This is a genomic window from Kosakonia sp. CFBP8986 (assembly GCF_034044935.1).
GTDB lineage: Bacteria > Pseudomonadota > Gammaproteobacteria > Enterobacterales > Enterobacteriaceae > Kosakonia > Kosakonia cowanii.
Genome location: NZ_JAXCXB010000003.1, coordinates 452,010 through 473,746, shown reverse-complemented (window position 1 = coordinate 473,746; position 21,737 = coordinate 452,010). Strand labels below are relative to the sequence as shown.

At 56.9% G+C, this 21,737-nt stretch carries 19 protein-coding genes and 1 pseudogene; 5 read left to right on the top strand and 15 right to left on the bottom strand.

From position 1 onward, the window contains the following. Positions 1-116 precede the first annotated feature (116 nt). The 8 genes and pseudogenes from SOM48_RS08965 to SOM48_RS08930 form a co-directional block, all read right to left on the bottom strand. Positions 117-746 (bottom strand): alanyl-tRNA editing protein, encoded by a 630-nt coding sequence (locus tag SOM48_RS08965; RefSeq protein ID WP_320511814.1) that lies wholly within the window; start codon positions 744-746, stop codon positions 117-119. A 36-nt stretch (positions 747-782) separates the two neighbouring features. Beyond that, positions 783-1,697, bottom strand: a complete 915-nt coding sequence (gene rihC, locus SOM48_RS08960) for a ribonucleoside hydrolase RihC (RefSeq protein WP_320511813.1) — start codon at positions 1,695-1,697, stop codon at positions 783-785. A gap of 75 nt (positions 1,698-1,772) precedes the next feature. Then, positions 1,773-2,723: a 4-hydroxy-3-methylbut-2-enyl diphosphate reductase gene (gene ispH, locus SOM48_RS08955; RefSeq protein WP_094419331.1), complete on the bottom strand. Its 951-nt coding sequence runs from the start codon at positions 2,721-2,723 to the stop codon at positions 1,773-1,775. Next, entirely contained in the window at positions 2,704-3,174 is a 471-nt protein-coding gene (gene fkpB, locus SOM48_RS08950) for an FKBP-type peptidyl-prolyl cis-trans isomerase (RefSeq protein ID WP_054802788.1), read from the bottom strand. Before fkpB ends, ispH begins: the two co-directional genes overlap by 20 nt. A gap of 105 nt (positions 3,175-3,279) precedes the next feature. Further along, positions 3,280-3,780, bottom strand: a complete 501-nt coding sequence (gene lspA / locus SOM48_RS08945; RefSeq protein ID WP_042715392.1) for a signal peptidase II — start codon at positions 3,778-3,780, stop codon at positions 3,280-3,282. Further along, entirely contained in the window at positions 3,780-6,596 is a 2,817-nt protein-coding gene (gene ileS, locus SOM48_RS08940; RefSeq protein ID WP_128483665.1) for an isoleucine--tRNA ligase, read from the bottom strand. The genes lspA and ileS overlap by 1 nt, the downstream gene beginning before the upstream one ends. 45 nt (positions 6,597-6,641) lie before the next feature. Next, the gene (ribF, locus tag SOM48_RS08935) at positions 6,642-7,583 is read right to left on the bottom strand and encodes a bifunctional riboflavin kinase/FAD synthetase (protein ID WP_023480490.1); all 942 of its coding nucleotides are present in this window, start codon (positions 7,581-7,583) and stop codon (positions 6,642-6,644) included. A gap of 7 nt (positions 7,584-7,590) precedes the next feature. After that, positions 7,591-7,820: pseudogene (locus SOM48_RS08930) on the bottom strand (DUF2575 domain-containing protein). Between the two features lie 89 nt (positions 7,821-7,909). On the opposite strand from SOM48_RS08930, the gene rpsT reads away from it, so the two are divergent. After that, positions 7,910-8,173: a 30S ribosomal protein S20 gene (rpsT, locus tag SOM48_RS08925; protein WP_023480327.1), complete on the top strand. Its 264-nt coding sequence runs from the start codon at positions 7,910-7,912 to the stop codon at positions 8,171-8,173. Positions 8,174-8,221: 48 nt separating this feature from the next. Here the strand turns inward: rpsT and nhaR are convergent, their stop codons facing one another. The 4 genes from nhaR to dnaK form a co-directional block, all read right to left on the bottom strand. Continuing rightward, positions 8,222-9,121, bottom strand: coding sequence for a transcriptional activator NhaR (gene nhaR, locus SOM48_RS08920; protein ID WP_128483666.1), 900 nt, complete (start codon positions 9,119-9,121; stop codon positions 8,222-8,224). A 20-nt stretch (positions 9,122-9,141) separates the two neighbouring features. Beyond that, a complete protein-coding gene (gene nhaA / locus SOM48_RS08915; RefSeq protein ID WP_289744370.1) occupies positions 9,142-10,308 on the bottom strand; it encodes a Na+/H+ antiporter NhaA in 1,167 nt (388 codons plus the stop codon). Positions 10,309-10,473: 165 nt separating this feature from the next. Next, positions 10,474-11,616, bottom strand: a complete 1,143-nt coding sequence (gene dnaJ / locus SOM48_RS08910; RefSeq protein ID WP_023480326.1) for a molecular chaperone DnaJ — start codon at positions 11,614-11,616, stop codon at positions 10,474-10,476. A gap of 85 nt (positions 11,617-11,701) precedes the next feature. Continuing rightward, positions 11,702-13,627 (bottom strand): molecular chaperone DnaK, encoded by a 1,926-nt coding sequence (dnaK, locus tag SOM48_RS08905; RefSeq protein WP_076768922.1) that lies wholly within the window; start codon positions 13,625-13,627, stop codon positions 11,702-11,704. A gap of 298 nt (positions 13,628-13,925) precedes the next feature. Between dnaK and satP the strand changes: the two genes are divergently transcribed. Together satP and SOM48_RS08895 are read left to right on the top strand one after the other, a co-directional pair. Then, positions 13,926-14,492, top strand: coding sequence for an acetate uptake transporter (gene satP, locus SOM48_RS08900; protein WP_076768923.1), 567 nt, complete (start codon positions 13,926-13,928; stop codon positions 14,490-14,492). Between the two features lie 129 nt (positions 14,493-14,621). Then, complete coding sequence (locus tag SOM48_RS08895) at positions 14,622-16,040, top strand: hypothetical protein (protein WP_320511812.1); 1,419 nt, start codon at positions 14,622-14,624, stop codon at positions 16,038-16,040. Between the two features lie 27 nt (positions 16,041-16,067). On the opposite strand, the gene SOM48_RS08890 is transcribed toward SOM48_RS08895, so the two are convergent. The 3 genes from SOM48_RS08890 to tal form a co-directional block, all read right to left on the bottom strand. Continuing rightward, on the bottom strand, positions 16,068-17,375 hold the full coding sequence (locus SOM48_RS08890; RefSeq protein ID WP_320511811.1) for an MFS transporter: 1,308 nt from the start codon (positions 17,373-17,375) through the stop codon (positions 16,068-16,070). 122 nt (positions 17,376-17,497) lie between these two features. Then, positions 17,498-18,085 carry a molybdopterin adenylyltransferase gene (gene mog, locus SOM48_RS08885; protein WP_320511810.1) on the bottom strand — a complete coding sequence of 196 codons (588 nt, stop codon included), beginning with the start codon at positions 18,083-18,085 and terminating at the stop codon, positions 17,498-17,500. A gap of 106 nt (positions 18,086-18,191) precedes the next feature. Next, complete coding sequence (gene tal, locus SOM48_RS08880; RefSeq protein ID WP_042713423.1) at positions 18,192-19,145, bottom strand: transaldolase; 954 nt, start codon at positions 19,143-19,145, stop codon at positions 18,192-18,194. 299 nt (positions 19,146-19,444) lie between these two features. On the opposite strand from tal, the gene SOM48_RS08875 reads away from it, so the two are divergent. Both SOM48_RS08875 and yaaA read left to right on the top strand, forming a co-directional pair. After that, entirely contained in the window at positions 19,445-20,887 is a 1,443-nt protein-coding gene (locus tag SOM48_RS08875; RefSeq protein WP_139966668.1) for an alanine/glycine:cation symporter family protein, read from the top strand. 74 nt (positions 20,888-20,961) lie between these two features. Further along, positions 20,962-21,735, top strand: coding sequence for a peroxide stress protein YaaA (gene yaaA / locus SOM48_RS08870; RefSeq protein ID WP_094419323.1), 774 nt, complete (start codon positions 20,962-20,964; stop codon positions 21,733-21,735). The last annotated feature ends 2 nt before the right edge of the window (positions 21,736-21,737 follow it).

Here is a 21,737-nt window from a genome sequence, read left to right as displayed (position 1 = left end):
AATCGTTTCCAGATTAACCAGCCCATCGCTGAGCCACCAGCCGAAAACGTCGATAATTAGAAATTAATGATATACACCGGCAAATATCAGTAAAAGGCATGAGCACAAGCGAGGCGCTACGCCACCGTGTAGTTAACAATCAGCTGCCCTTTTTTCACTTTGACATTGCTGATCACTACCTGGCCGAGTTCCGCCAGCGAGCGCACATGCGTTCCTCCGCAGCCGTACGCCGGGAGATCGCCAAAACTGACCCGTCTGCGCCCCGCTTCAAAGGCGATGCTCCGCGCCAGCGACGCGGATTGCCACCGCGTAATGGCGTCCGTAAAGGTCGCGGCCTCAGGCTCTGCGACCTCCTCTCCCGGCGCGAAGGTGATGCGCCCTTCTCCCGGCCAGTGGTGCGCTTTGACCGGCCGCCAGCCAGCGGCTTCACCCGCATAACCAATCAGATGCCCGGCCGAGTGTAGCTGGCTGTGCAGTGCGCGGGTCTCAGCATCAATTTTCACTTCCACCTCGCCCACTGGCAGCGGCTGCGCCAGCAGATGGATCACCTCATCCTCTTGCTGCGCCACGCTTTCGACCGTCACGCCGTTGATCCAGCCTTTATCGGCCGGCTGACCGCCGCCCTGCGGATGGAACAGCGTGCGATCGAGCACGATCCCATAACGGCCATCAGCCTGTTCCGTGCAGCGCAATACGCGCGCGTGGCCTTCCAGTGCATCGCTGGTGTAATAGAGTCGTTCAGTCATCGCGTCTTCTCTCTTTTGTCATCGCATTAATGGGTTTTAAGGTGCCAGCGCCAGCACCCCGGCGAACCATGTACGAAAGCCCTCAACATCCATATCCAGCGCTACCTGCGAATTGGCGGGTAGCCCCAGCTTGCCGTCGATATCCACCACCGTCGCACCCGTGGTGAACTGCCCCTGCGTCTCAACCGCCACAAAGCAGGGTTTGAGGGTAAAAAGATCCGGGCGGACCAGGTAAGCGATAGCGCAGAGATCGTACATGCGCTGCCCGGTCGCCATGCTGCCGCTGCGGTAGTGGCTGAAAAGCGCATGCAACATTTTGCCGGTGCGGTTCAGGGTGGGAAGAGTGGCCAGAAAGGCGGGCGCAAGGGTCGCGTGGTTGGTGACATCCAGGCCGCACATGACGATATCCAGCCCGCTGGCAAAAACGCGCGCCGCGGCGTCGGGATCGACGGCGATATTAAATTCGGCGCTCGGCGTAAAGTTACCGCGCCCGGCGGAGCCGCCCATCATCACCAGCCGACGGATGTTGAACTGGCACTCCGGGTAGTGGGTAAGCAGCAGCGCGATATTGGTCAGCGGGCCGATGGTCACAAGCGTGACCGGTTCAGGCGAGGCCAGCAGCATGTCGCGGATCGCCTGAAAGGCCGGGATCGCCAGCGGCTGACGTGCGTGTTCGATAAAGTCGTAGCCATCCAGCCCCGACTCGCCATGCACATCTGCCGCGTTATAAAGCGGGCGCAGCAAAGGCGTAGCGGCTCCCTGCGCCAGCGGGATATCCACGTTCCAGAAGTGAAGCAGTTGCAGCGCGTTGCGGGTGGTTTTCTCCAGCGAAACATTACCGGCAACGGTGGTGATCAGTTTCAGATCGCACTCAGGCGCGAACAGCGCGGCGGCAATCGCCACGGCGTCGTCAATACCGGGATCGGTGTCGAGAATGATTGGCAGCCCCATAGCCCCTCCACGAAAAATGGTCAAAAAAAATGCCAGACTCAGTCTGGCATCTTCGCATAACCCTCGGGAAAAAGGTTACTCGACTTCGCGAACCTCGACCCGCAGCTCTTTTGGCACTTCGAAGACGATATTCTCTTCGCGTCCTTCAAGCGGGATGGCGTCGCCGCCGCCCAGCTCCTGCAGGCGGGTAATCACGTTCTGCACCAGAATATCCGGCGCGGACGCGCCAGCGGTAACACCGACACAGGCAATACCCTGAACCCAGCGCTCCTGGATATCAGAGGCATCATCAATCAGATAGGCCGCTTTGCCCATCCGCTGCGCCAGCTCGGCGAGCCGGTTGGAGTTGGAGGAGTTTTTCGACCCGACTACCAGCACCACTTCCGCCTGTTCAGCCAGTGCGCGCACCGCTTCCTGACGGTTGGTGGTGGCGTAGCAGATATCATCTTTACGCGGCCCGACGATCTGCGGGAAACGCACGCGCAGGGCGTCAATAACGTCAGAGGTATCGTCGACGGAGAGCGTGGTCTGGGTCATGAAGGAGAGTTTGCCCGGATCTTTGATCTCAAGCGTCGCCACATCGTCCGGCGACTCAACCAGGTACATGCCCCCTTTCGGGTTGCTGTACTGACCCATGGTGCCTTCCACTTCCGGGTGACCGGCGTGTCCAATCAGAATCGCCTCTTCGCCACGACGGCTGGCGCGTGCCACTTCCATATGCACTTTCGTGACCAGCGGACAGGTGGCGTCGAAGACCGTTAAATCACGGCTTTTCGCTTCGTTGCGCACCGCTTGTGAAACGCCGTGCGCCGAGAAGATCAGGATCGCGCCGTCCGGCACTTCGCTTATCTGCTCAATAAAAATAGCGCCGCGCTCACGCAGGCTGTCGACCACGTAGCGGTTGTGCACCACTTCGTGACGCACATAAATCGGCGCGCCGTAGATAGCCAGCGCGTTTTCAACAATGCTGATAGCGCGGTCAACGCCAGCGCAAAAACCGCGCGGGTTAGCCAACAGGATCTGCATCTGTCTCCTCCAGTGCCGGATCGACTTCCAGCACATCGATATCAAAGTGGACGGTTCTGCCCGCCAGCGGATGGTTGAAATCGACGGTAATCGAGTCGCCGTTGATTTCGCGGATCACGCCCGGCATTTCGCTGCCATCCATTGCGGTAAAGAGCATAATCGCGCCGATTTCAGGCTCGCCGGCGTCCATAAATTCACGGCGCGAGAAGTACTGGATCAGATCCGGGCTCGGCGTGCCGAAGGCGGCATCTGGCTCAAGGGAAAAGACCTTTTTCTCCCCGGCCTTCAGGCCAAGCAGATGTTGCTCCAGCCCTTCGGAAAGGGAACCGTCGCCAAGGCGAAACAGCGCCGGCTTACCATTGTTGCGAGTGGATTCGGCAAGTGAACCATCTTCGAGCTTGAGCGTGAAGTGCACCAGCACTGCGCTGTCGCTCTGTACGGATTTAGACATGCAGGTTGCTCTTATGTGATAGCGAATGTAGGACCCGGGTATATTGCATGCCGGATGGCGCTACGCTTATCCGGCTTAATAACCGGGCCTACAACGCTTTATGGCTTACGCCTGTTTTTTCACTGCGGCGGAGGGTAAAAACCCTTCCAGCACGATCAGCGCCGCGCCGATACAGATTGCGGTATCGGCAAGGTTAAAGGTAGCAAAATGCCAGTCGCCCACATAAAAATCGATCATATCGACGACAAAGCCATGCCACAGACGGTCGAACAAGTTACCGAGCGCGCCGCCAATAATCAGCGCATAGGCGATGTTATTCAGCTTTTGCGACGCTTTAGCGCGGTACATCAGCACCGCCAGCACCACGCAGATACCGATAGCGATACCCGCGAAGAACCAGCGTTGCCAGCCGCCACTGTCGGCGAGGAAGCTGAATGCCGCCCCATAGTTACGCGCATAGTGCAGGTTTAGCGACGGGAACAGAGAGACCGTTTCCCCCAGAGCGAAGTTCTGAAGGATCAGGTACTTACTGCCCAGATCGATAATCAGCACCGCCACGACCAGCCATAGCCAGCGCAGCCCTGTTGAAAAGATCGGTTTACTCATCAGGCAAACTTACGTTTTTCGCCGTCACCGGCGACGTTGCTAACACAGCGTCCGCAAATTTCTGCGTGTTCCGCCACCTGACCGACATCATGGGTGTAATGCCAGCAACGCGGGCACTTCTCACCATCGGCTTTACTCAGCGCTACTTTCAGCCCTTTGAGCAGTTCGCTCTGCTGCGCATCCGCAGACGCGCTGGCATAATCCGCAACCTGCGCGCCTGAGGTCAACAGGACAAATCGCAATTCATCGCCCAGTGCCGTCAGTTTCGCCGCCAGTTCCGGCTGTGCGAATAGCGTCACCGTCGCTTCAAGGGAGCCGCCCACTTTCTTATCGGCACGCGCCTGCTCGATCACCTTGTTGACTTCGCCACGCACTTTCAGCAGCTCGGCCCAGTAGGCGTCGTTCATCGCTTCATCGTCCGCCAGGCCAAACAGGCCTTCGTACCACTCGCCGGTGAAGACATACTTCTCGCGATCGCCTGGCAGATAGCCCCAGATCTCATCCGCAGTGAAGGACATGATCGGTGCCATCCAGCGCACCAGCGCTTCACAGATGTGGTAGAGCGCGGTCTGACAGCTGCGACGTGCGCGGCTGTCCGCTTTCGCGGTGTACTGACGGTCTTTGATGATGTCGAGGTAGAACGAGCCCATCTCCACGGAGCAGAAGCGCATCAGGCGCTGCACCACTTCATGGAAGTCGTAGGATTCGTAGGCTTTCAGGATATCTTCCTGCGCCGCTTTCGCGCAGCCAACGGCCCAGCGATCCAGCACCACCATCTCTTCCGGTTTCACCATATCTTTCGCCGGATCGAAACCGTTGAGGTTCGCCAGCAGGAAGCGCGCGGTGTTACGGATACGACGATAGCTATCGGCGGCACGCTTCAGGATCTCGTCGGAAACGGCCATTTCACCGGTGTAATCGGTTGATGCCACCCACAGACGCAGGATATCCGCGCCGAGTTTGTTCATCACATCCTGCGGCGAAACGGTGTTGCCGATCGATTTAGACATCTTGCGGCCCTGACCATCGACGGTGAAACCGTGGGTCAGCACCTGACGATAAGGCGCTTTGCCCTTCATCGCCGTGGAGATCATCAGGGATGACATAAACCAGCCGCGATGCTGATCCGAGCCTTCCAAATACATGTCTGCCGCGTGGCCCGCGAACTCCGGGCGAACGTCGACGACGGAGGCGTGGGTTGAACCGGAGTCAAACCATACATCCAGCGTATCCGGCACTTTGACATAGCTGTCAGCGTCATCGCCGAGGATGTCGCGCGGATCGAGATCCCACCAGGCCTGAATGCCGTCAACTTCAACGCGTTTTGCTACCTCTTCCATCAGCTCCAGCGTACGCGGGTGCAGCTCTTCGCTATCTTTATGAACGAACAGCGACATCGGCACGCCCCAGGTGCGCTGACGGGAGATACACCAGTCAGGACGGTTAGCGACCATCGATTCGATACGCGCCTGGCCCCAGTCCGGGATCCACTGCACGCCTTTGATCTCTTGCAGCGACTGCGTGCGCAGCCCTTTTTGATCCATGCTGACGAACCACTGCGGCGTGGCGCGGAAGATGATCGGCGATTTGTGACGCCAGCAGCACGGATAGCTGTGCTGCATCTTCTCGACGTGCAGCAGCGCGCCTTTTTCGGTCAGCAGCGCCACGATGATATCGTTCGCTTTGAAGACGTTGATGCCATCAAGCGTCGGGTAGGTGCCCGGCAGATAGCGACCGTCCGGGCCAACCGGGTTGGCAATTTCCAGACCGTACTTCTGGCTGATGGTGTAGTCGTCCGGACCGTGACCACCGGCGGTATGCACCGCGCCGGTACCCGCTTCCAGCGTAACGTGATCGCCAAGGATCGCCGGCACGTCGAAATCGAGGAACGGGTGTTTGAAGCGCATCAGTTCAAGCTCAGCGCCGTTGACCGTAGCCAGCACGCGATAATCGCTGATGCCGGTGCGTTTCATCACGCTCTCAACCAGATCTTTTGCCAGGATCACCGCCTGACCGTCAACCTGTACCAGCGCGTACTCAAACTCCGGAGAGAGGGAGATAGCGCGGTTAGCAGGGAGGGTCCACGGCGTGGTGGTCCAGATAACCAGCGAAACCGGGCCGTTAACAGAATCAACGCCGAATTTCGCTTTCACCGCCTGCTGATCGACGGCCTGGAAGGCGACATCGATAGACGGTGAGGTTTTGTCGTAATACTCAACTTCCGCTTCCGCCAGCGCGGAACGGCAGTCGACGCACCAGTGCACCGGTTTTGCCCCTTTCAGCAGGTGGCCGTTACCGATGATTTTGCCCAGCGCGCGGATGATATTGGCTTCGGTTTTGAAGTCCATGGTCAGGTAAGGGTGCGACCAGTCACCGAGCACGCCCAGACGGATAAAGTCTTTGCGCTGCCCGTCCACCTGCGTGGCGGCATATTCACGGCACTTGGCGCGGAACTCGGCGGCGGTAAACTTCTCACCCGGTTTGCCGTACTCCTGCTCGACTTTCAGTTCGATCGGCAGACCGTGGCAATCCCAACCCGGAACGTAAGGCGAGTCATAACCTGCGAGCCCTTTGGACTTCACAATAATGTCTTTCAGAATCTTGTTAACCGAGTGACCAATATGAATGCTGCCATTCGCATATGGAGGGCCATCATGCAGAATGAAGGTTTTTTTGCCTTTTTTCGCCGCACGGATGATGCCGTAGAGGTCATCATCAGTCCAACGCGCCAGCATTCCCGGTTCGCGTTTGGCGAGATCGCCACGCATTGGGAACCCTGTTTCCGGCAAATTCAGGGTAGATTTATAGTCACTCATTAGATTCTCGGTTCCGTATTTCGGTTTGATTAATACCACCAGGCCTTAAGAAGCCGGTTTAGATAGCCCAAAAAACTCACGGGCCGCTACCTCATCTCGGGCGATTTGCGCCTTCAGTTCATCGAGGGAAGCAAAGCGCTGTTCGTTACGTATTTTTTTACGCAGTACTACGTCTATATGGCGACCATAAAGGTCCATTGCAACATCCAGCAGGTGCACTTCCAGCTGCTGGCGAATACCTGCCACCGTCGGACGGGTACCAATATTGGCCACGCCCGGCAGCAGCGTGTCGCCGAGGCCTGCCACTTCAACCGCGTAGACCCCTTTTACCGGGGAGACCTGGCGGCGCAGCGGCACATTCGCCGTCGGAAAACCGATGGTGCGCCCCAGCGCATCGCCGTGGACAACGCGCCCGGAGATGCTGAACGGGCGGCCAAGTAGATTCTCGGCAAGCGCCAGGTCGTCGTTCGCCAGCGCCTGGCGAATCGCGGTGCTGCTCACCCGCACGCCGCCTTCGCAGAAGGTTTGCGTACTGGTGACGTCAAAGCCATATTTCTCGCCGGCCTTCTGTAATAACAAGAAATCCCCCTGGCGACCAGCGCCAAAACGGAAATCGTCACCGACTGCGAGAAATTTCACACCGAGGCGGTCGACCAGCAGGTCGCTGACAAAGGTTTGTGCGGTCAGCGCCGCAAAACGCCTGTCGAAGCGCAGGCAGAGAACATACTCCACGCCGCACTCGGCCAGCCAGCGAAGCTTCTCGCGCAGACGCGTTAGCCGCGCGGGGGATTTTTCCCCGGCGAACAGCTCCAGCGGCTGCGGTTCAAAAATCATCACCACCACCGGCAGGCCACGCGCGCGCCCTTCTGCGCCCAGCCCCTGTAGCAACGCCTGATGACCGCGATGTACGCCGTCGAAATTACCAATAGTCAGCACACACCCGTGCGGTGCATGACTGAGGTTATGTATGCCGCGTATCAGCTTCATGTCTGGCTCAAAACAGTGAAAATCGTCGGATTATACCTTGTACAGCGGGCAACGTTAACCGGCGATTGCCTTATCACGCCAGAAAGGAGAGGCTTTTCATCAGGCTGCCGCTGGCTGTGGTGAGAATCTGCCGTTATGCACGATTTTTCTGGTGGAAAAGCTGTATTCGCGACACGCAAGCTGTTAGAATCCTGCGCCATCACTACGTAACGAGCGTCGTTGCTTAACGGCGCTTATTTGCACAAATCCATTGACAAAAGAAGGCTAAAAGGGCATATTCCCCGGCCTTTGAATTGTCCATAAAGATCATATTTGGGAGTTGGACCTTGGCTAATATCAAATCAGCTAAGAAGCGCGCCGTTCAGTCTGAAAAGGCTCGCAAGCACAACGCTAGCCGTCGCTCAATGATGCGTACTTTCGTTAAGAAAGTATACGCAGCTATTGAAGCTGGCGACAAAGCCGCTGCGCAGAATGCATTTAACGAAATGCAACCGATCGTGGATCGTCAGGCCGCTAAAGGTCTGATCCACAAAAACAAAGCAGCGCGTCATAAGGCTAACCTGACCGCGCGTATCAACAGCCTGGCTTAATCGCTTCGCTGTTCGCTTTGTAAAAAAAACCCGCTTCGGCGGGTTTTTTCATTTCTGGCGGAGCGCGAAGAGCGCTGAATAATCGCGATTGCAGATGCGCTGCACCGCCGGATGCTGGATCATCCGTTCAGCAAAAATCGCGTGATACTCCTCCTGCACATTGTCGAGCCGACCGATCTCCACCATTCGCGCATCGGCATAGAAGTCGTCGCCATAGGAGGTCGGCGCAACAAAAATGGCGTCATGTTTCGCGCCAAAGGCCTTCATCAGCGCAGCATCATCAAACTCGCCGAGGATCTCCACCTGCAGGTTCTGCACATGAAACCAGTTCATTAGCTTGCGGCCGAGCATTGAGCGGCGACCGGGAATTAATAACCGCCGCGTTTCAAGGCAGGCGGGAAACGGCAGATCGGGCACCGGGCCGCTGCTCCAGAAGCTGACGCTGCATTCGCCAATCTTCACCGAAAAGAGCCCCTCCTGCTGCGCAGAGTCGATGGGGCAGTCAGAGATAATCATATCGAGCTTATGCTGGCTTAACTGCTCCAGCAGCAACTCGTGCGTCGATTCAAAGCAGCGCAGGTGAATCGGCTCGCCCTCCTGTACGACGGCATCAAGAATGCCGCTCACCAGCCGCTTTGAGAGCGCATCCGCCACGCCGACATCAAACAGCAGGTTCGCCTCTTTGCGGTAGTTGATGATATCGAGCATCTCCTGGCTTAAGGCGAACATCTTATCCGCATAGCGAAACACCAGTTGACCCAGTTCGGTAGCTTCCAGCCCCCGCCCTTTACGTTTAAAGAGCTTGCCCTGCAGCCGCTCTTCCAGCGCTTTTATCTGCCCGGTGATCGTCTGCGGCGTTAAGTAAAGCGCCTCCGCCGCGCCAACGACGGATCCTTCCCGGTAGACATGCCAGAAGTAGTACAGATGGTTGTAATTGATATATGACATGGCGCTTTACCTTTTGGTGACTACGCCGTGCGGATAATGCGCGTACGCAGCAGGCAGTAACCCGCCACGGCCGAGATAACCGAGCCGGTGAGAATGCCCAGTTTGCTCCAGGCGATCATATCGGCATGCGCGTCACCAAAGGCGAGCGACGAGATAAAGATCGACATGGTAAAGCCGATGCCGCACAGCACGCCGACCGCCATAATCTGTTTGAACACCGCGCCGTGCGGCAGCTTCGCCAGTTTCAAACGCAGCGCCAGCCAGCAGAAGAGCGAAATGCCGAGCGGCTTACCGATCACCAGGCCAGCAATAATCCCCAGCGGCAGTACATCCGTCAGGCCGGAGAGCGACATACCGGTAAGAGGAACCCCGGCATTGGCAAAAGCAAACAGCGGCAGAATAAGCCAGGCGACCCACGGGCTAATCGCATCACTCAACTGATGTAACGGCGACACGCCATTCTCTTTTTTCAGTGGTACAAAGAAACCGACGATAACGCCCGCAAGCGTGGCATGTACCCCGGATTTCAGCACCGCCGTCCACAGCACGACGCCCACTAACATATAGAGACCGATACGGCGCACGTTGAGCGCGTTCATGATTGCCAGCACAGCGATAGCGGTGGCGGCAACGCCCAGCGCCAGAGTCGAGAGATCGCTGGTGTAGAAGAGTGCGATAATCACAATCGCGCCGAGATCGTCAATGATCGCCAGCGCCATCAGAAACACCTTCAGTACCGGCGGGACGCGATTACCTAACAGCGCCAGTACGCCAAGGGCGAAGGCAATATCGGTCGCGGTCGGAATGGCCCAGCCGTGGCTTGCCAGCGGGTTATGACCATTAAACAGCAGGAAGATCAGCGCGGGTGCAACCATTCCACCCAGCGCGGCAATCACCGGGAATACCGCCTGCTGGCGGCTGGCGAGGGTTCCCTCAACCAGTTCATACTTCACTTCCAGACCGACCATCAGGAAAAAGATCGCCATCAGCGCATCGTTAATCCACAACAGCATGTCTTTATTGATCTCAAGCGAGCCGACTTTCAGCTGGACCGGGGTCTGTAAAAACGAGCTGTAAATCTCCTGCGTCGCGCCAAGGTTTGCGCAGAGCATGGCCAGCGCAGCGGCCAAAATCAGCACGATGCCACCTGAGGCATCGCTATTTAAAAAACGGTGCAAAAACTTCATCGGATTCTCCCACTCCCTGTAACGTCGTGGCGGCTATCTTACTCCTCGCAACTCTTCGTTAAAAACAGATTATTATTGCTTATCAGCTCTGTTTTCCCGAGGTATGCGAGCGGGCAAAAAAAACCCGGCAGCGCCGGGTTGATAAAGAGAGGTGATGCGGGACGCTTAGCGCGTCAGATCGTCGAAGAATTTTTTCACGCCGTCGAAGAAGCTTTTGGAGCGCGGGCTGTTGTTTTCTCCCGTCGGGCCACCAAAGCTGTCCTGCAGATCCTGCAGCAGCTGCTTCTGCTTCTCGTTCAGGCCGACCGGCGTCTCTACGACTACGCGGCACAGCAGATCGCCCTGCGCGCCACCGCGTACGGATTTCACGCCTTTACCGCGCATGCGGAACAGCTTGCCAGTCTGGGTTTCGCTCGGCACTTTCAGCTTCACGCGACCATCCAGCGTCGGCACTTCGATTTCGCCGCCCAGCGCCGCCATAGCAAAGTTGATCGGCACTTCGCAGTAGAGGTTATTGCCTTCGCGTTCGAAGATCGGATGCTGTTTCACCTGCACCTGAACATAGAGATCGCCTGCCGGTGCGCCATGCTCGCCCGCTTCGCCTTCGCCGCTCAGACGAATACGATCGCCGGTATCCACCCCTGCCGGGATCTTCACGGAGAGGGTTTTGGATTTCTCAACGCGACCGTGACCGTGACATTTGTTGCACGGATCTTTAATCAGCGTACCGCGGCCCTGACAGTGCGGACAGGTCTGCTGTACGGCAAAGAAGCCCTGGCGCATCTGCACCTGGCCGGAGCCATGACAGGTCGGACAGGTCTGCGGCTGGGTACCCGCTTTTGCGCCGCTGCCGTGGCAGATGTCGCACTCTTCCAGCGTCGGGATGCGGATCTCTTTCGTGACGCCGCGTACCGCTTCTTCCAGCGTCAGCTCCATGGTGTAACGCAGATCGGAACCACGCGCTGCGCGTTGACGGCCACGACCGCCGCCGAAGATGTCGCCAAAGACATCGCCAAAGATGTCGCTGAAGTCGGCACCGCCACCAAAGCCGCCGCCGCCGTATCCACCGCCGCCGCCGCCCTGCTCGAAGGCCGCATGGCCGTACTGATCGTACGCCGCGCGTTTCTGGGGATCGGTCAGGACCTTATAGGCTTCGTTGATCTCTTTGAATTTGCTTTCGGCCTCTTTATCGCCCTGGTTGCGGTCCGGGTGAAATTTCATGGCCAGGCGTCGGTACGCCTTTTTGATCTCAGACTCTTCGGCCGTTTTCGACACGCCGAGAATCTCGTAATAATCTTGCTTCGCCATCGGTTTATCTGCCCCTTAACATACGAGCACGGGCGTGGAGAAAACTCCGACGCCCGTGCTGGTTATCTACCCTGCATAAGGGCGATTACTTTTTGTCTTTAACTTCTTCGAACTCGGCGTCAACCACGTCGTCATCTTTCGCCGCGTTGGCGTTGTTCGCAGAAGCATCAGCGCCGCCCGCCTGCTGCTGTGCGTGCTGCTGCTGGGCGATTTCCATCAGTTTCTGGGAAACCTGTGCCAGCGCCTGCATTTTCGCGTCGATGGCGGCTTTGTCTTCGCCTTTCAGCGCGGTTTCCAGCTCGCTCAGCGCGGACTCGATTGCAGTTTTGTCTTCAGCCGGCAGTTGGTCGCCTGCTTCTTCAACCTGCTTACGGGTGCTGTGCAGCAGATGATCGCCCTGGTTACGGGTCTGTACCAGCTCTTCGAACTTACGGTCAGACTCGGCGTTCGCTTCCGCGTCACGCACCATTTTCTGGATTTCATCCTCGTTCAGACCAGAAGAAGCCTTGATGGTGATCTTCTGCTCGCGGTTGGTATTCTTGTCTTTCGCAGAGACGTGCAGAATACCATCGGCGTCGATATCGAAGGTGACTTCGATCTGCGGCATGCCGCGCGGTGCCGGGTTGATACCGTCGAGGTTGAACTGACCCAGCGATTTGTTATCGGAGGCGCGTTTACGCTCACCCTGCAGCACGTGGATGGTTACCGCAGACTGGTTGTCTTCCGCAGTAGAGAACACCTGGCTGTGCTTGGTCGGGATGGTGGTGTTTTTGTTGATCAGCGGAGTCATCACGCCGCCCATGGTTTCGATACCCAGCGACAGCGGGGTAACGTCCAGCAGCAGAACGTCTTTAACTTCACCGGTCAGAACGCCGCCCTGAACCGCAGCACCGATAGCTACTGCTTCATCCGGGTTCACGTCTTTACGCGGATCTTTGCCGAAGAACTCAGCCACTTTTTTCTGCACCATCGGCATACGGGTCTGGCCACCGACCAGGATCACGTCGTTGATGTCAGAAACGGAGAGGCCCGCATCCTGCAGCGCAACTTTCAGCGGCTCGATAGAACGGCTTACCAGGTCTTCGACCAGGCTTTCCAGTTTCGCGCGAGTCACTTTGATGTTCATGTGTTTCGGACCGGTCGCGTCTGCGGTGATGTACGGCAGGTTCACGTCGGTCTGCTGGGCAGAAGAGAGCTCGATTTTTGCTTTCTCTGCCGCTTCTTTCAGGCGCTGCATTGCCAGCGGATCGTTGCGCAGATCGATACCCTGATCTTTCTTGAACTCTTCCACCAGGTAGTTGATCAGACGGCTGTCGAAGTCTTCACCACCGAGGTGGGTATCACCGTTGGTCGCCAGTACTTCGAAGGTTTTTTCGCCGTCAACATCGTCGATTTCGATGATGGAGATATCGAAGGTACCGCCGCCCAGGTCGTATACCGCGATAGTGCGGTTGCCGGTCTCTTTATCCAGACCGTAAGCCAGCGCAGCCGCTGTCGGTTCGTTGATAATACGTTTTACTTCCAGGCCCGCGATACGGCCGGCGTCTTTGGTCGCCTGACGCTGCGCATCGTTAAAGTAAGCCGGAACAGTGATAACCGCTTCAGTTACCGGTTCGCCCAGGTAATCTTCCGCCGTTTTCTTCATTTTTTTCAGCACTTCAGCAGAGATCTGCGGCGGTGCCATTTTGTTGCCTTTCACATCAATCCAGGCGTCGCCGTTGTCGGCTGCCATGATTTTGTAAGGCATGATAGATACGTCACGCTGGACTTCTTCGTCCTGGAAGCGACGGCCAATCAGGCGCTTGATCGCAAACAGCGTGTTTTGCGGGTTCGTCACTGCCTGACGTTTAGCCGGCTGACCTACCAGAGTCTCGCCATCCTGTGTGTACGCAATTACGGAAGGCGTGGTGCGATCGCCCTCAGCGTTCTCAAGCACGCGTGCCGAAGCGCCATCCATGATGGCTACACAAGAGTTGGTTGTCCCAAGGTCGATACCAATAATTTTACCCATCTAAACGTCTCCACTAAAAATTCGTCATCAGCTGGTTGTGAACCTGTAATAAGGGCAAACCTCACGGTTTCAACTGCCCTGTATTGATTTTTTTACAAGCCCACAAAATGCGGTTGACTACAAGATGGGGTCGCCGCGCCGCGCATCAAGGGGGAGACAGTAAAAAATTTTTTAATTTCCCCCTGTTCAGATCATAGACAGGCCGGATGGCGCTATTTATGATGCCGCGCCCCGCTTGCAGAAAACGCCCGCGGGGTAATTATTTCTCCCCTTTATCAATTGATTCTTTTGAGGAATTATGGGCAACACTAAGTTGGCTAATCCGGCTCCGCTGGGCTTAATGGGCTTCGGCATGACCACTATTCTGCTTAACCTGCACAATATTGGTTTATTCCCGATGGATGTCATTATCCTGGCGATGGGCATTTTCTATGGTGGTATCGCACAAATTTTTGCCGGCCTGCTTGAGTATAAAAAAGGCAACACCTTCGGCTTAACGGCTTTTACCTCTTACGGTTCTTTCTGGTTGACGCTGGTAGCAATTCTGCTGTTCCCGAAAATGGGGCTGACAGAGGCGACCAACGGCCACTTCCTCGGCGTCTATTTAGCCATCTGGGGCGTCTTTACCCTGTTTATGTTCTTCGGCACGCTGAAGAGCGCGCGCATGTTGCAGTTTGTCTTCCTGAGCCTGACGGTGCTGTTTGCGCTGCTGGCGGTGGGACATCTGGCGGATAACGAAAACATCGTCCATATCGCGGGCTGGATTGGCCTCGTCTGCGGTGCCAGCGCGATCTACCTGGCGATGGGCGAAGTGCTGAACGAGCAGTTTGGCCGCACCGTGCTGCCGATTGGCGAAAAAGCCTGATTCCTTTCTCCCCTAAAATGCGAAGCCGGGCTTCGCATTTTTTTCGCGTTACTACCCATTCTGGCGTTATCCCGCCGGGCCATTTTCCGTTAACGTAGCGCCCACCTCTGCTACTGTGAAGAATTCACCATGACTCGCCTCACCCCCCTTTCGCTGGCGCTGCTTTTACCGCTCCAGACGCTTGCTTCACCTGGCCCCGTTACGGATATCACGCTGCAATCGGCTAACGCCTTTGGCCCACATGATGGTCAGAATATTACGGCTCTTTATCGCGCCACCACTGCATCAACGCCACAGAGCACCAAGATATGGCTGAATGTGGATTGCACCACGCACGCCAAAAACTTGTTAATTACCGAAGTAGCCACCGGCACGCCTCATGAAGTACGCGCCTTTGGTGCAGGTTCTATCAACCGCTATGTGCCTGGCGTCGCCCTTTCAGCCGAGGGGGAAGCGATGTTCAGCGGTAATGCGGAGCTGGATGTCTGCGGGCTAAAGCTACCGCCACCGGCGTGGCGGATCTTATCTGCGGCAGATAAAGAGGGCGACTGGCAGGCCGTGGACGTTAACAACAGCATTCGCGATGGCGACATACTTCGGCTGCGGTTCGGCACCGATTATGGACAGATTCATCGTGACGCCAAATATGGCGCGCCTTACTCCATGAAAATTCACGATATTCGCTTCCATTGTCAGAGCGGAAACGGCACGCCGCTCAACGCTTACTGGCTGGATGAGCACGATCGGTTAACCCTCCAGCAAGCGCCCTCCTCTGACGTCACGCCGCTTACTGAAGATCAGCTGGCTGCGGGCAAAGCGCTTTGCGCCGTGAAGGATATTCGCCAGTTCAACGGCCAGGGGCCGTTAACGACACGGGAGAAAACATTAGCGGCAAATCAGCCCACGCCGCCCGACTTCTCCGGTAACGATCCTGCGCTATTGGGCGAGGCAACCTTGCCGCAAGAGGTCGAAAAGCGTGTGCAACAGGCGATTGGCTCTCCTGAGCAACGCCCTGCTTTTCGCCATTTGCGCTACAAACAGAATGCCGATAGTTCTATGCCGACAATTTTCCGTATCGATACGCAGCCGGACGGTACAACCTTAACGCTCAAAACGGCACCGTTAGCTAATATCGCCTTCTATTTTCAGGATCAGAGTCTGTTTAACCTTGTCGAGTTGAAAAGCGTGGAGTCGATGGCAGTAACGCCTGCTGTGACGCAAACCCTTGAGAGCGATATTGCGCTGCCGCCCGTAGCCGGCGGGCATTTTCAGTGGCGCGTGCAGCAACAGGTTGCGAAAAAAGCGCAACAGGTGACAAAGAGCCAGACCTGTAAAGCTGACGCGCAGTGGCAAGAGGCCGCCACCCTTAACCCGCGCTTCAGCGGCCGCCTGCTGGAGTTCACTTGTACCGACGATCGCGGTGACGGGAGAGCGATGAGCAGCGACTATGCCTGGCTGGAGACATTACGGATATTTATTCGTATCGGTTATCACGAAGAGGGTAAGAAAGTCCGCTTCGCGATAAGCGACGTGGAGATTGAGCAATAAAAAACGGAGCCTGAAGGCTCCGTTTTTTTATAAGGATTCGAGCGGGGTGTCGGCCACGCTATCGGCATGATGCAGATCCTGGCGCAGCCAAACGCCCAAACCAAACCCCATCAAGGAGAGCGCCAGCACGTACCAGGCCGGTGCCATCGGCGAGACGCTCATCAGCATCGTCACCGCAATCGGCGTCAGCCCGCCGAAAATGGCATAAGAGACGTTGTAAGAGAAAGAGATGCCGGTAAAGCGCACCTCCGCCGGAAAGGCGCGCACCATCACATAGGGCACCGCGCCCACAACGCCAACGCACAAGCCGACAAGGCCATAGAGCAGAAAGAGTTGTTCCGGGTGGCTGCCAACGCGGTGATAGAAGAGCCAGCTGGAAGCGGCGAGCAGCAGGCTGCCGACGATAAAGGTGCGGCTGGCACCGAAGCGATCGACTAACAGCCCCGCCGCCAGACAACCAAAGCAGAGCATGACCGTAGCGATGCTGTTTGCCTGTAAGGTCAGGGCGGGCGCGAAGCCATACTGCTTTTGCAGCCAGACCGGTGACATCAGAATGACGACCACAATCCCGGCTGAGAGCAGCCAGGTCAGCAGCATTGAAACCACTACCGCTTTTTTGTGCTTCAGCACCACCGCTTTTACCGGCAACTCCTGCGCCAGCGCTTTGCGCTGCTGCATCTCCAGGAAAATGGGCGTCTCACGCAGCCAACGGCGTAAATACATTGCCACCAGCCCGCACGCGCCGCCAAGCAGGAAGGGAATACGCCAGCCGCCGTCGTGGATCGCCTGCTGCGTCATGCTGGTGTTGACCAGCGTGGCAACCACCGATCCCAGCAGGATGCCAACCGTTAAGCCCGCCGTCAGCGTGCCGCAGGCGATACCGATGCGGCGCGCCGGGACATGCTCAGCAACAAACACCCATGCGCCTGGCACTTCGCCACCAATCGCTGCGCCCTGTAACACGCGCATAAACAGCAGTAACAGCGGCGCGACAATGCCCATTGAGGCATAGGTCGGCAGCAGGCCAATCGCCAGCGTTGGCAGCGCCATCAGCAGGATGCTGAGGGTGAACATCTTTTTGCGCCCGACCAGATCGCCGAAGTGCGCCATCACAATGCCGCCCAGCGGGCGCGCCAGATAACCAGCGGCGAAAATACCAAAGGTCTGCACCTGACGCAGCCACTCGGGGATATCGGCCGGGAAGAAGAGTTCCCCGACCACGGCGGCGAAAAAGACGAAGATGATGAAATCGTAAAACTCCAGCGCCCCGCCGAGGGCGGCGAGGGTCAGGGTTTTATAATCCTGTTTATTCAGAGGGCGTGTGTAATGTGACATAGCGAACCGTTGATAAGAGTGAACGATTATATTTTTACGAGTTATGTAAACTAAAAATGACTATACCGTAAAAATATCAATACGCCACTGCCGGGATCGCATATGTCAGAAAAGCGCTGCTTTCAGGATAAAGTTTCGCGCCTTGCGCTTTTAGGACGAAAAGCTGCTACGACCTGCGGATCCGTTTCCACATAGGGGCCATCAAGAAGCTGTACACAATACGGTACACTGGCAAAAATCCCCGCTACTTTCACTTCACCGTTCTCGCTTTTCAGCCCTTCCAGGGTCTCTTTAATCGATTTCGGCTGGCCTGGCAGGTTGAGGATCAGCGCCTGTTTACGGATCACGCCCACCTGGCGCGAAAGAATGGCCGTCGGCACAAAATTGAGGCTGATCTGGCGCATCTGCTCGCCAAAGCCCGGCATCTCGCGATCGGCAACGGCGATGGTGGCATCGGGGGTCACATCGCGTCGCGCCGGGCCGGTTCCGCCAGTGGTCAGCACCAGATGGCAACTCATCTCATCCACCAGCTCACATAACGTTTGCTCAATGATGGTCTGCTCGTCGGGGATCAGGCGCGTTTCGATATGAAACGGGGTAGTTAAGGCCGATGCCAGCCACGCTTCGAGCGCGGGTAAGCCTTTGTCTTCATAAACGCCGCTGGAGGCGCGATCGGAAATCGAAACTAAACCAATGCGTAAGGTATCCATAATTATTCCGTTGCATAAAACCGTTTACGGAATGATACACGCTGAGGGGAGAGGCAAACAGAGTGGAGAGAAGAAGCGTGACCGGGAGCCCGGCCACGCCTGATGATTACAGCAGATCGCCGATCATTTTTTCCAGTTTTTCCTGGTCAACGGCAAACTTGCGGATACCGTCCGCCAGTTTATCAACCGCCATCGGATCCTGGTTGTGCTGCCACAGGAATTCCGCTTCGCTGATGCGCTCCGGACGCGCTTTCACTTCGCCGGTGTAAACCAGTTTGCGCTCCAGCGCGCCTTCGCTTTCTGAAAGCTCTTTCAGCAGCGCCGGGGCGATGGTCAGACGGTCGCAGCCAGCCAGCTCAATGATTTCGCCGATATTACGGAAGCTTGCGCCCATTACCACAGTTTCATAACCGTGCTCTTTGTAGTACTGGTAGATTTCGCTCACGGAAACCACGCCCGGATCTTCTGCCGGTGCGTACTCTTTCTTGTCGGTGTTGGCTTTGTACCAGTCAAGAATACGACCTACGAACGGAGAGATCAGGTAGACGCCCGCTTCGGCACAGGCACGCGCCTGGGCGAAGGAGAAGAGCAGCGTCAGGTTACAGTTGATGCCCTCTTTTTCCAGCTGTTCTGCTGCGCGAATGCCCTGCCAGGTGGAAGCCAGCTTGATCAGGATACGATCGTTGCTGATGCCCGCATCGTTATACATTTTGATCAGGCGTTTGGCTTTGGCGATGGAGCCTTCGGTGTCGTAAGAGAGGCGCGCGTCAACTTCAGTAGAGATACGGCCCGGGATCAGTTTGAGGATTTCCAGACCGATGTTAACGGCCAGGCGGTCGGACGCATCAACCACTTGCTGCGCGCGATCGCTGCTCTGGCTGCGCGCCCAGGTCACAGCTTCGTCAATCAGTTTACGGTATTCCGGGATTTGGGCTGCCCCAAGGATCAGAGAAGGGTTGGTTGTAGCATCCTGCGGCTGATAGAGCTTCATTGCCGCGATATCTCCGGTATCAGCCACGACTGTTGTGTACTGACGCAGGGAGGTCAATTTATCCGTCATGATAATGTTTCTCTTTAAACGATACCCTGAATAAATCACGTCGAGACCGATGACGCCTTTATGGCTTGTCGGGCGCAAAGGCTGCCAGCGCACCTGAACGAGAAGTATGACGAGTATACTTGTTAGGGGGATGTAACCGGTCTGGCAAGATGATAACACGACGCCCTGTCAGCGCAACCGCAGACAATGCAGGTGGCATTGTATGATAAACTCCCTGATTAATTGCCTGCGAAGGGATAAGCCCGTTGTAAACTCGCCGTCGCAGGTTACCTCCCCCGGCATCGACAAGAGGGTCGTTAATGCCAGAATTCTTCTCTTTTATCAGTGAGATCCTGTGGGGATCGCTGATGGTATACCTGCTGGCAGCGGCGGGTATCTGGTTTGCATTTCGCAGCCTGTTTGTTCCCTTTCGTTTTTTCCGCGACTTTGGCAAAAGTCTGAAAAGCGGCCGCAGCGTGCCGCCCGGTGCCCTCACCTCGTGGCAGGCGCTCTGCCTGAGCCTGGCGACGCGCTTAGGCAGCGGCAACCTGGCGGGCGTGGCGTTTGCCCTCACTGCCGGCGGCCCGGGCGCGATCTTCTGGATGTGGATCGCGGCGCTTATCAGCATGGCGACCAGCTTCGCCGAGTGCGCGCTGGCGCAGCTCTATAAAGAGCGCGATGCCAATAACCAACTGCGCGGCGGCCCGGCCTGGTATATGGCGCGCGGCCTTGGCATGCGCTGGATGGGCGTACTCTTCTCCATTTTCCTGCTCCTCGCTTATGGGCTGGTGTTTAACACCATTCAATCCAGCGTAGTGACGCGCGCCGTTCACTTCGCCTGGCAGGTGCCGGGCACGCTGACCGGCCTGGTGCTGGCGGTGGGCTGCCTCCTGTTTATGACCCGCGGTCTGGCGGTGCTCTCTCGTCTGATGCAGTGGATGGTGCCGCTGATTGCGCTGGCATGGATTGTGGTGAGCTTCAGCATCAGCCTCTGGCATGCCAGCCTGTTACCAGAGGTTTTCGAGACCATTTTTAAAAGTGCCTTCGGCTGGCAAGAGGCGGCGACCGGCACCATGGCCTGGACACTAAGCCAGGCGATGACCAGCGGGTTTCAGCGCAGCATGTCGACTAACGAAGCCGGAATGGGCTCCTCGCCGAATGCTGCGGCGATGGCAGCCTCCTCCCCGCCCCACCCGGTTGCGCAGGGCATTGTGCAGATGATTGGCGTGCTGACGGATACCTTTCTGGTCTGTACCGCCAGCGCGATGATGCTGCTGCTGGCAGGTAGCGGGCCGACGGAGACGGAGAGTAGTCTTATCGGTATCCAGTTGATGCAGCAGGCGATGGTCTCTCTTGCTGGCAGCTGGAGCGCCGGGTTTCTCGCGCTGGTGGTACTGCTGTTCGCTTTTACCTCGATCCTTGCGAACTACCTCTATGCCGAAAACAACCTGATCTTTTTAGGCCGCAATAGCCGGGGCAACCTGCTGCTGCTGCGTGGGGTGGTGGTGGCAATGGTGCTGTGCGGTTCGCTGGTCAGCGTACCGCTAATTTGGCATATCGCTGATGTGGTGATGGCGCTGATGGCGATGATTAACCTGACGGCCATTCTGCTACTGTCGCCGGTGGTTAAGCTGCTGGCGGGCGACTACCTGCGCCAGCGCAAGCTGGGCATCGAACCGGTGTTTAACCCGCAGCGTTACCCGGAGATTCAGCGCCAACTTGCGCCAGGCAGCTGGGACTCGCTTCCCCCTCCGTCTCGCTAATCGCAACTATCGATCAAGCCAGGTGATTTTTTTGTTAAAGTCAGCGGAAATTTCTCACACAGCAAGGAGTGAGCATGCTGATTTTGATTTCACCTGCCAAGACGCTCGATTACCAGAGCCCGCTGGCAACCGAGCGCTACACCCAGCCAGCGCTGCTGGCCCATTCCCAACAGCTGATTAAGACCGCCCGCACGCTTTCCGCGCCGCAGATTAAAAAGCTGATGGGGATAAGCGACAAGCTCGCCGACCTCAACGCCACCCGTTTTCACGACTGGCAACCCGACTTCACCCCGGAAAATGCGCGTCAGGCATTGCTCGCGTTTAAAGGCGATGTTTATACCGGCCTGCAGGCTGAAACCTTCAGCGACGCGGATTTTGACTTCGCCCAGCAGCACCTGCGTATGTTATCCGGCCTGTATGGCGTGCTGCGTCCGCTCGATTTGATGCAGCCCTATCGTCTGGAGATGGGTATTCGTTTTGAGAATGAGAGAGGCAAAGATCTCTACCAGTTCTGGGGCGATATCATCACCGACACGCTGAATGAGGCGCTCGCCGAACAGGGCGATGAGATTGTGGTTAACCTGGCGTCCGATGAGTATTTCCGCGCCGTGAAGCCGAAGAAGCTCAATGCGCGCATCATCAAACCAGTGTTCCTCGACGAGAAAAACGGCACGTTTAAGGTCATCAGTTTCTACGCCAAGAAAGCGCGTGGCCTGATGAGCCGCTACATCATTGAGCAGCGTCTGACGAAGCCGGAGCAGCTAACGGGCTTTGACCGCGAAGGGTACTTCTTTGATGAGACGGCCTCAACGCCAGACGAGCTGGTGTTTAAACGCCACGAGCAGTAAGC

Coding starts and splice junctions, on each gene's coding strand:
- SOM48_RS08965 (WP_320511814.1), bottom strand. CDS start 746: ATGACTGAACGACTCTATTACACCAGCGATGCACTGGAAGGCCACGCG.
- rihC (WP_320511813.1), bottom strand. CDS start 1,697: ATGGGGCTGCCAATCATTCTCGACACCGATCCCGGTATTGACGACGCC.
- ispH (WP_094419331.1), bottom strand. CDS start 2,723: ATGCAGATCCTGTTGGCTAACCCGCGCGGTTTTTGCGCTGGCGTTGAC.
- fkpB (WP_054802788.1), bottom strand. CDS start 3,174: ATGTCTAAATCCGTACAGAGCGACAGCGCAGTGCTGGTGCACTTCACG.
- lspA (WP_042715392.1), bottom strand. CDS start 3,780: ATGAGTAAACCGATCTTTTCAACAGGGCTGCGCTGGCTATGGCTGGTC.
- ileS (WP_128483665.1), bottom strand. CDS start 6,596: ATGAGTGACTATAAATCTACCCTGAATTTGCCGGAAACAGGGTTCCCA.
- ribF (WP_023480490.1), bottom strand. CDS start 7,583: ATGAAGCTGATACGCGGCATACATAACCTCAGTCATGCACCGCACGGG.
- nhaR (WP_128483666.1), bottom strand. CDS start 9,121: ATGTCATATATCAATTACAACCATCTGTACTACTTCTGGCATGTCTAC.
- nhaA (WP_289744370.1), bottom strand. CDS start 10,308: ATGAAGTTTTTGCACCGTTTTTTAAATAGCGATGCCTCAGGTGGCATC.
- dnaJ (WP_023480326.1), bottom strand. CDS start 11,616: ATGGCGAAGCAAGATTATTACGAGATTCTCGGCGTGTCGAAAACGGCC.
- dnaK (WP_076768922.1), bottom strand. CDS start 13,627: ATGGGTAAAATTATTGGTATCGACCTTGGGACAACCAACTCTTGTGTA.
- satP (WP_076768923.1), top strand. CDS start 13,926: ATGGGCAACACTAAGTTGGCTAATCCGGCTCCGCTGGGCTTAATGGGC.
- SOM48_RS08895 (WP_320511812.1), top strand. CDS start 14,622: ATGACTCGCCTCACCCCCCTTTCGCTGGCGCTGCTTTTACCGCTCCAG.
- SOM48_RS08890 (WP_320511811.1), bottom strand. CDS start 17,375: ATGTCACATTACACACGCCCTCTGAATAAACAGGATTATAAAACCCTG.
- mog (WP_320511810.1), bottom strand. CDS start 18,085: ATGGATACCTTACGCATTGGTTTAGTTTCGATTTCCGATCGCGCCTCC.
- tal (WP_042713423.1), bottom strand. CDS start 19,145: ATGACGGATAAATTGACCTCCCTGCGTCAGTACACAACAGTCGTGGCT.
- SOM48_RS08875 (WP_139966668.1), top strand. CDS start 19,445: ATGCCAGAATTCTTCTCTTTTATCAGTGAGATCCTGTGGGGATCGCTG.
- yaaA (WP_094419323.1), top strand. CDS start 20,962: ATGCTGATTTTGATTTCACCTGCCAAGACGCTCGATTACCAGAGCCCG.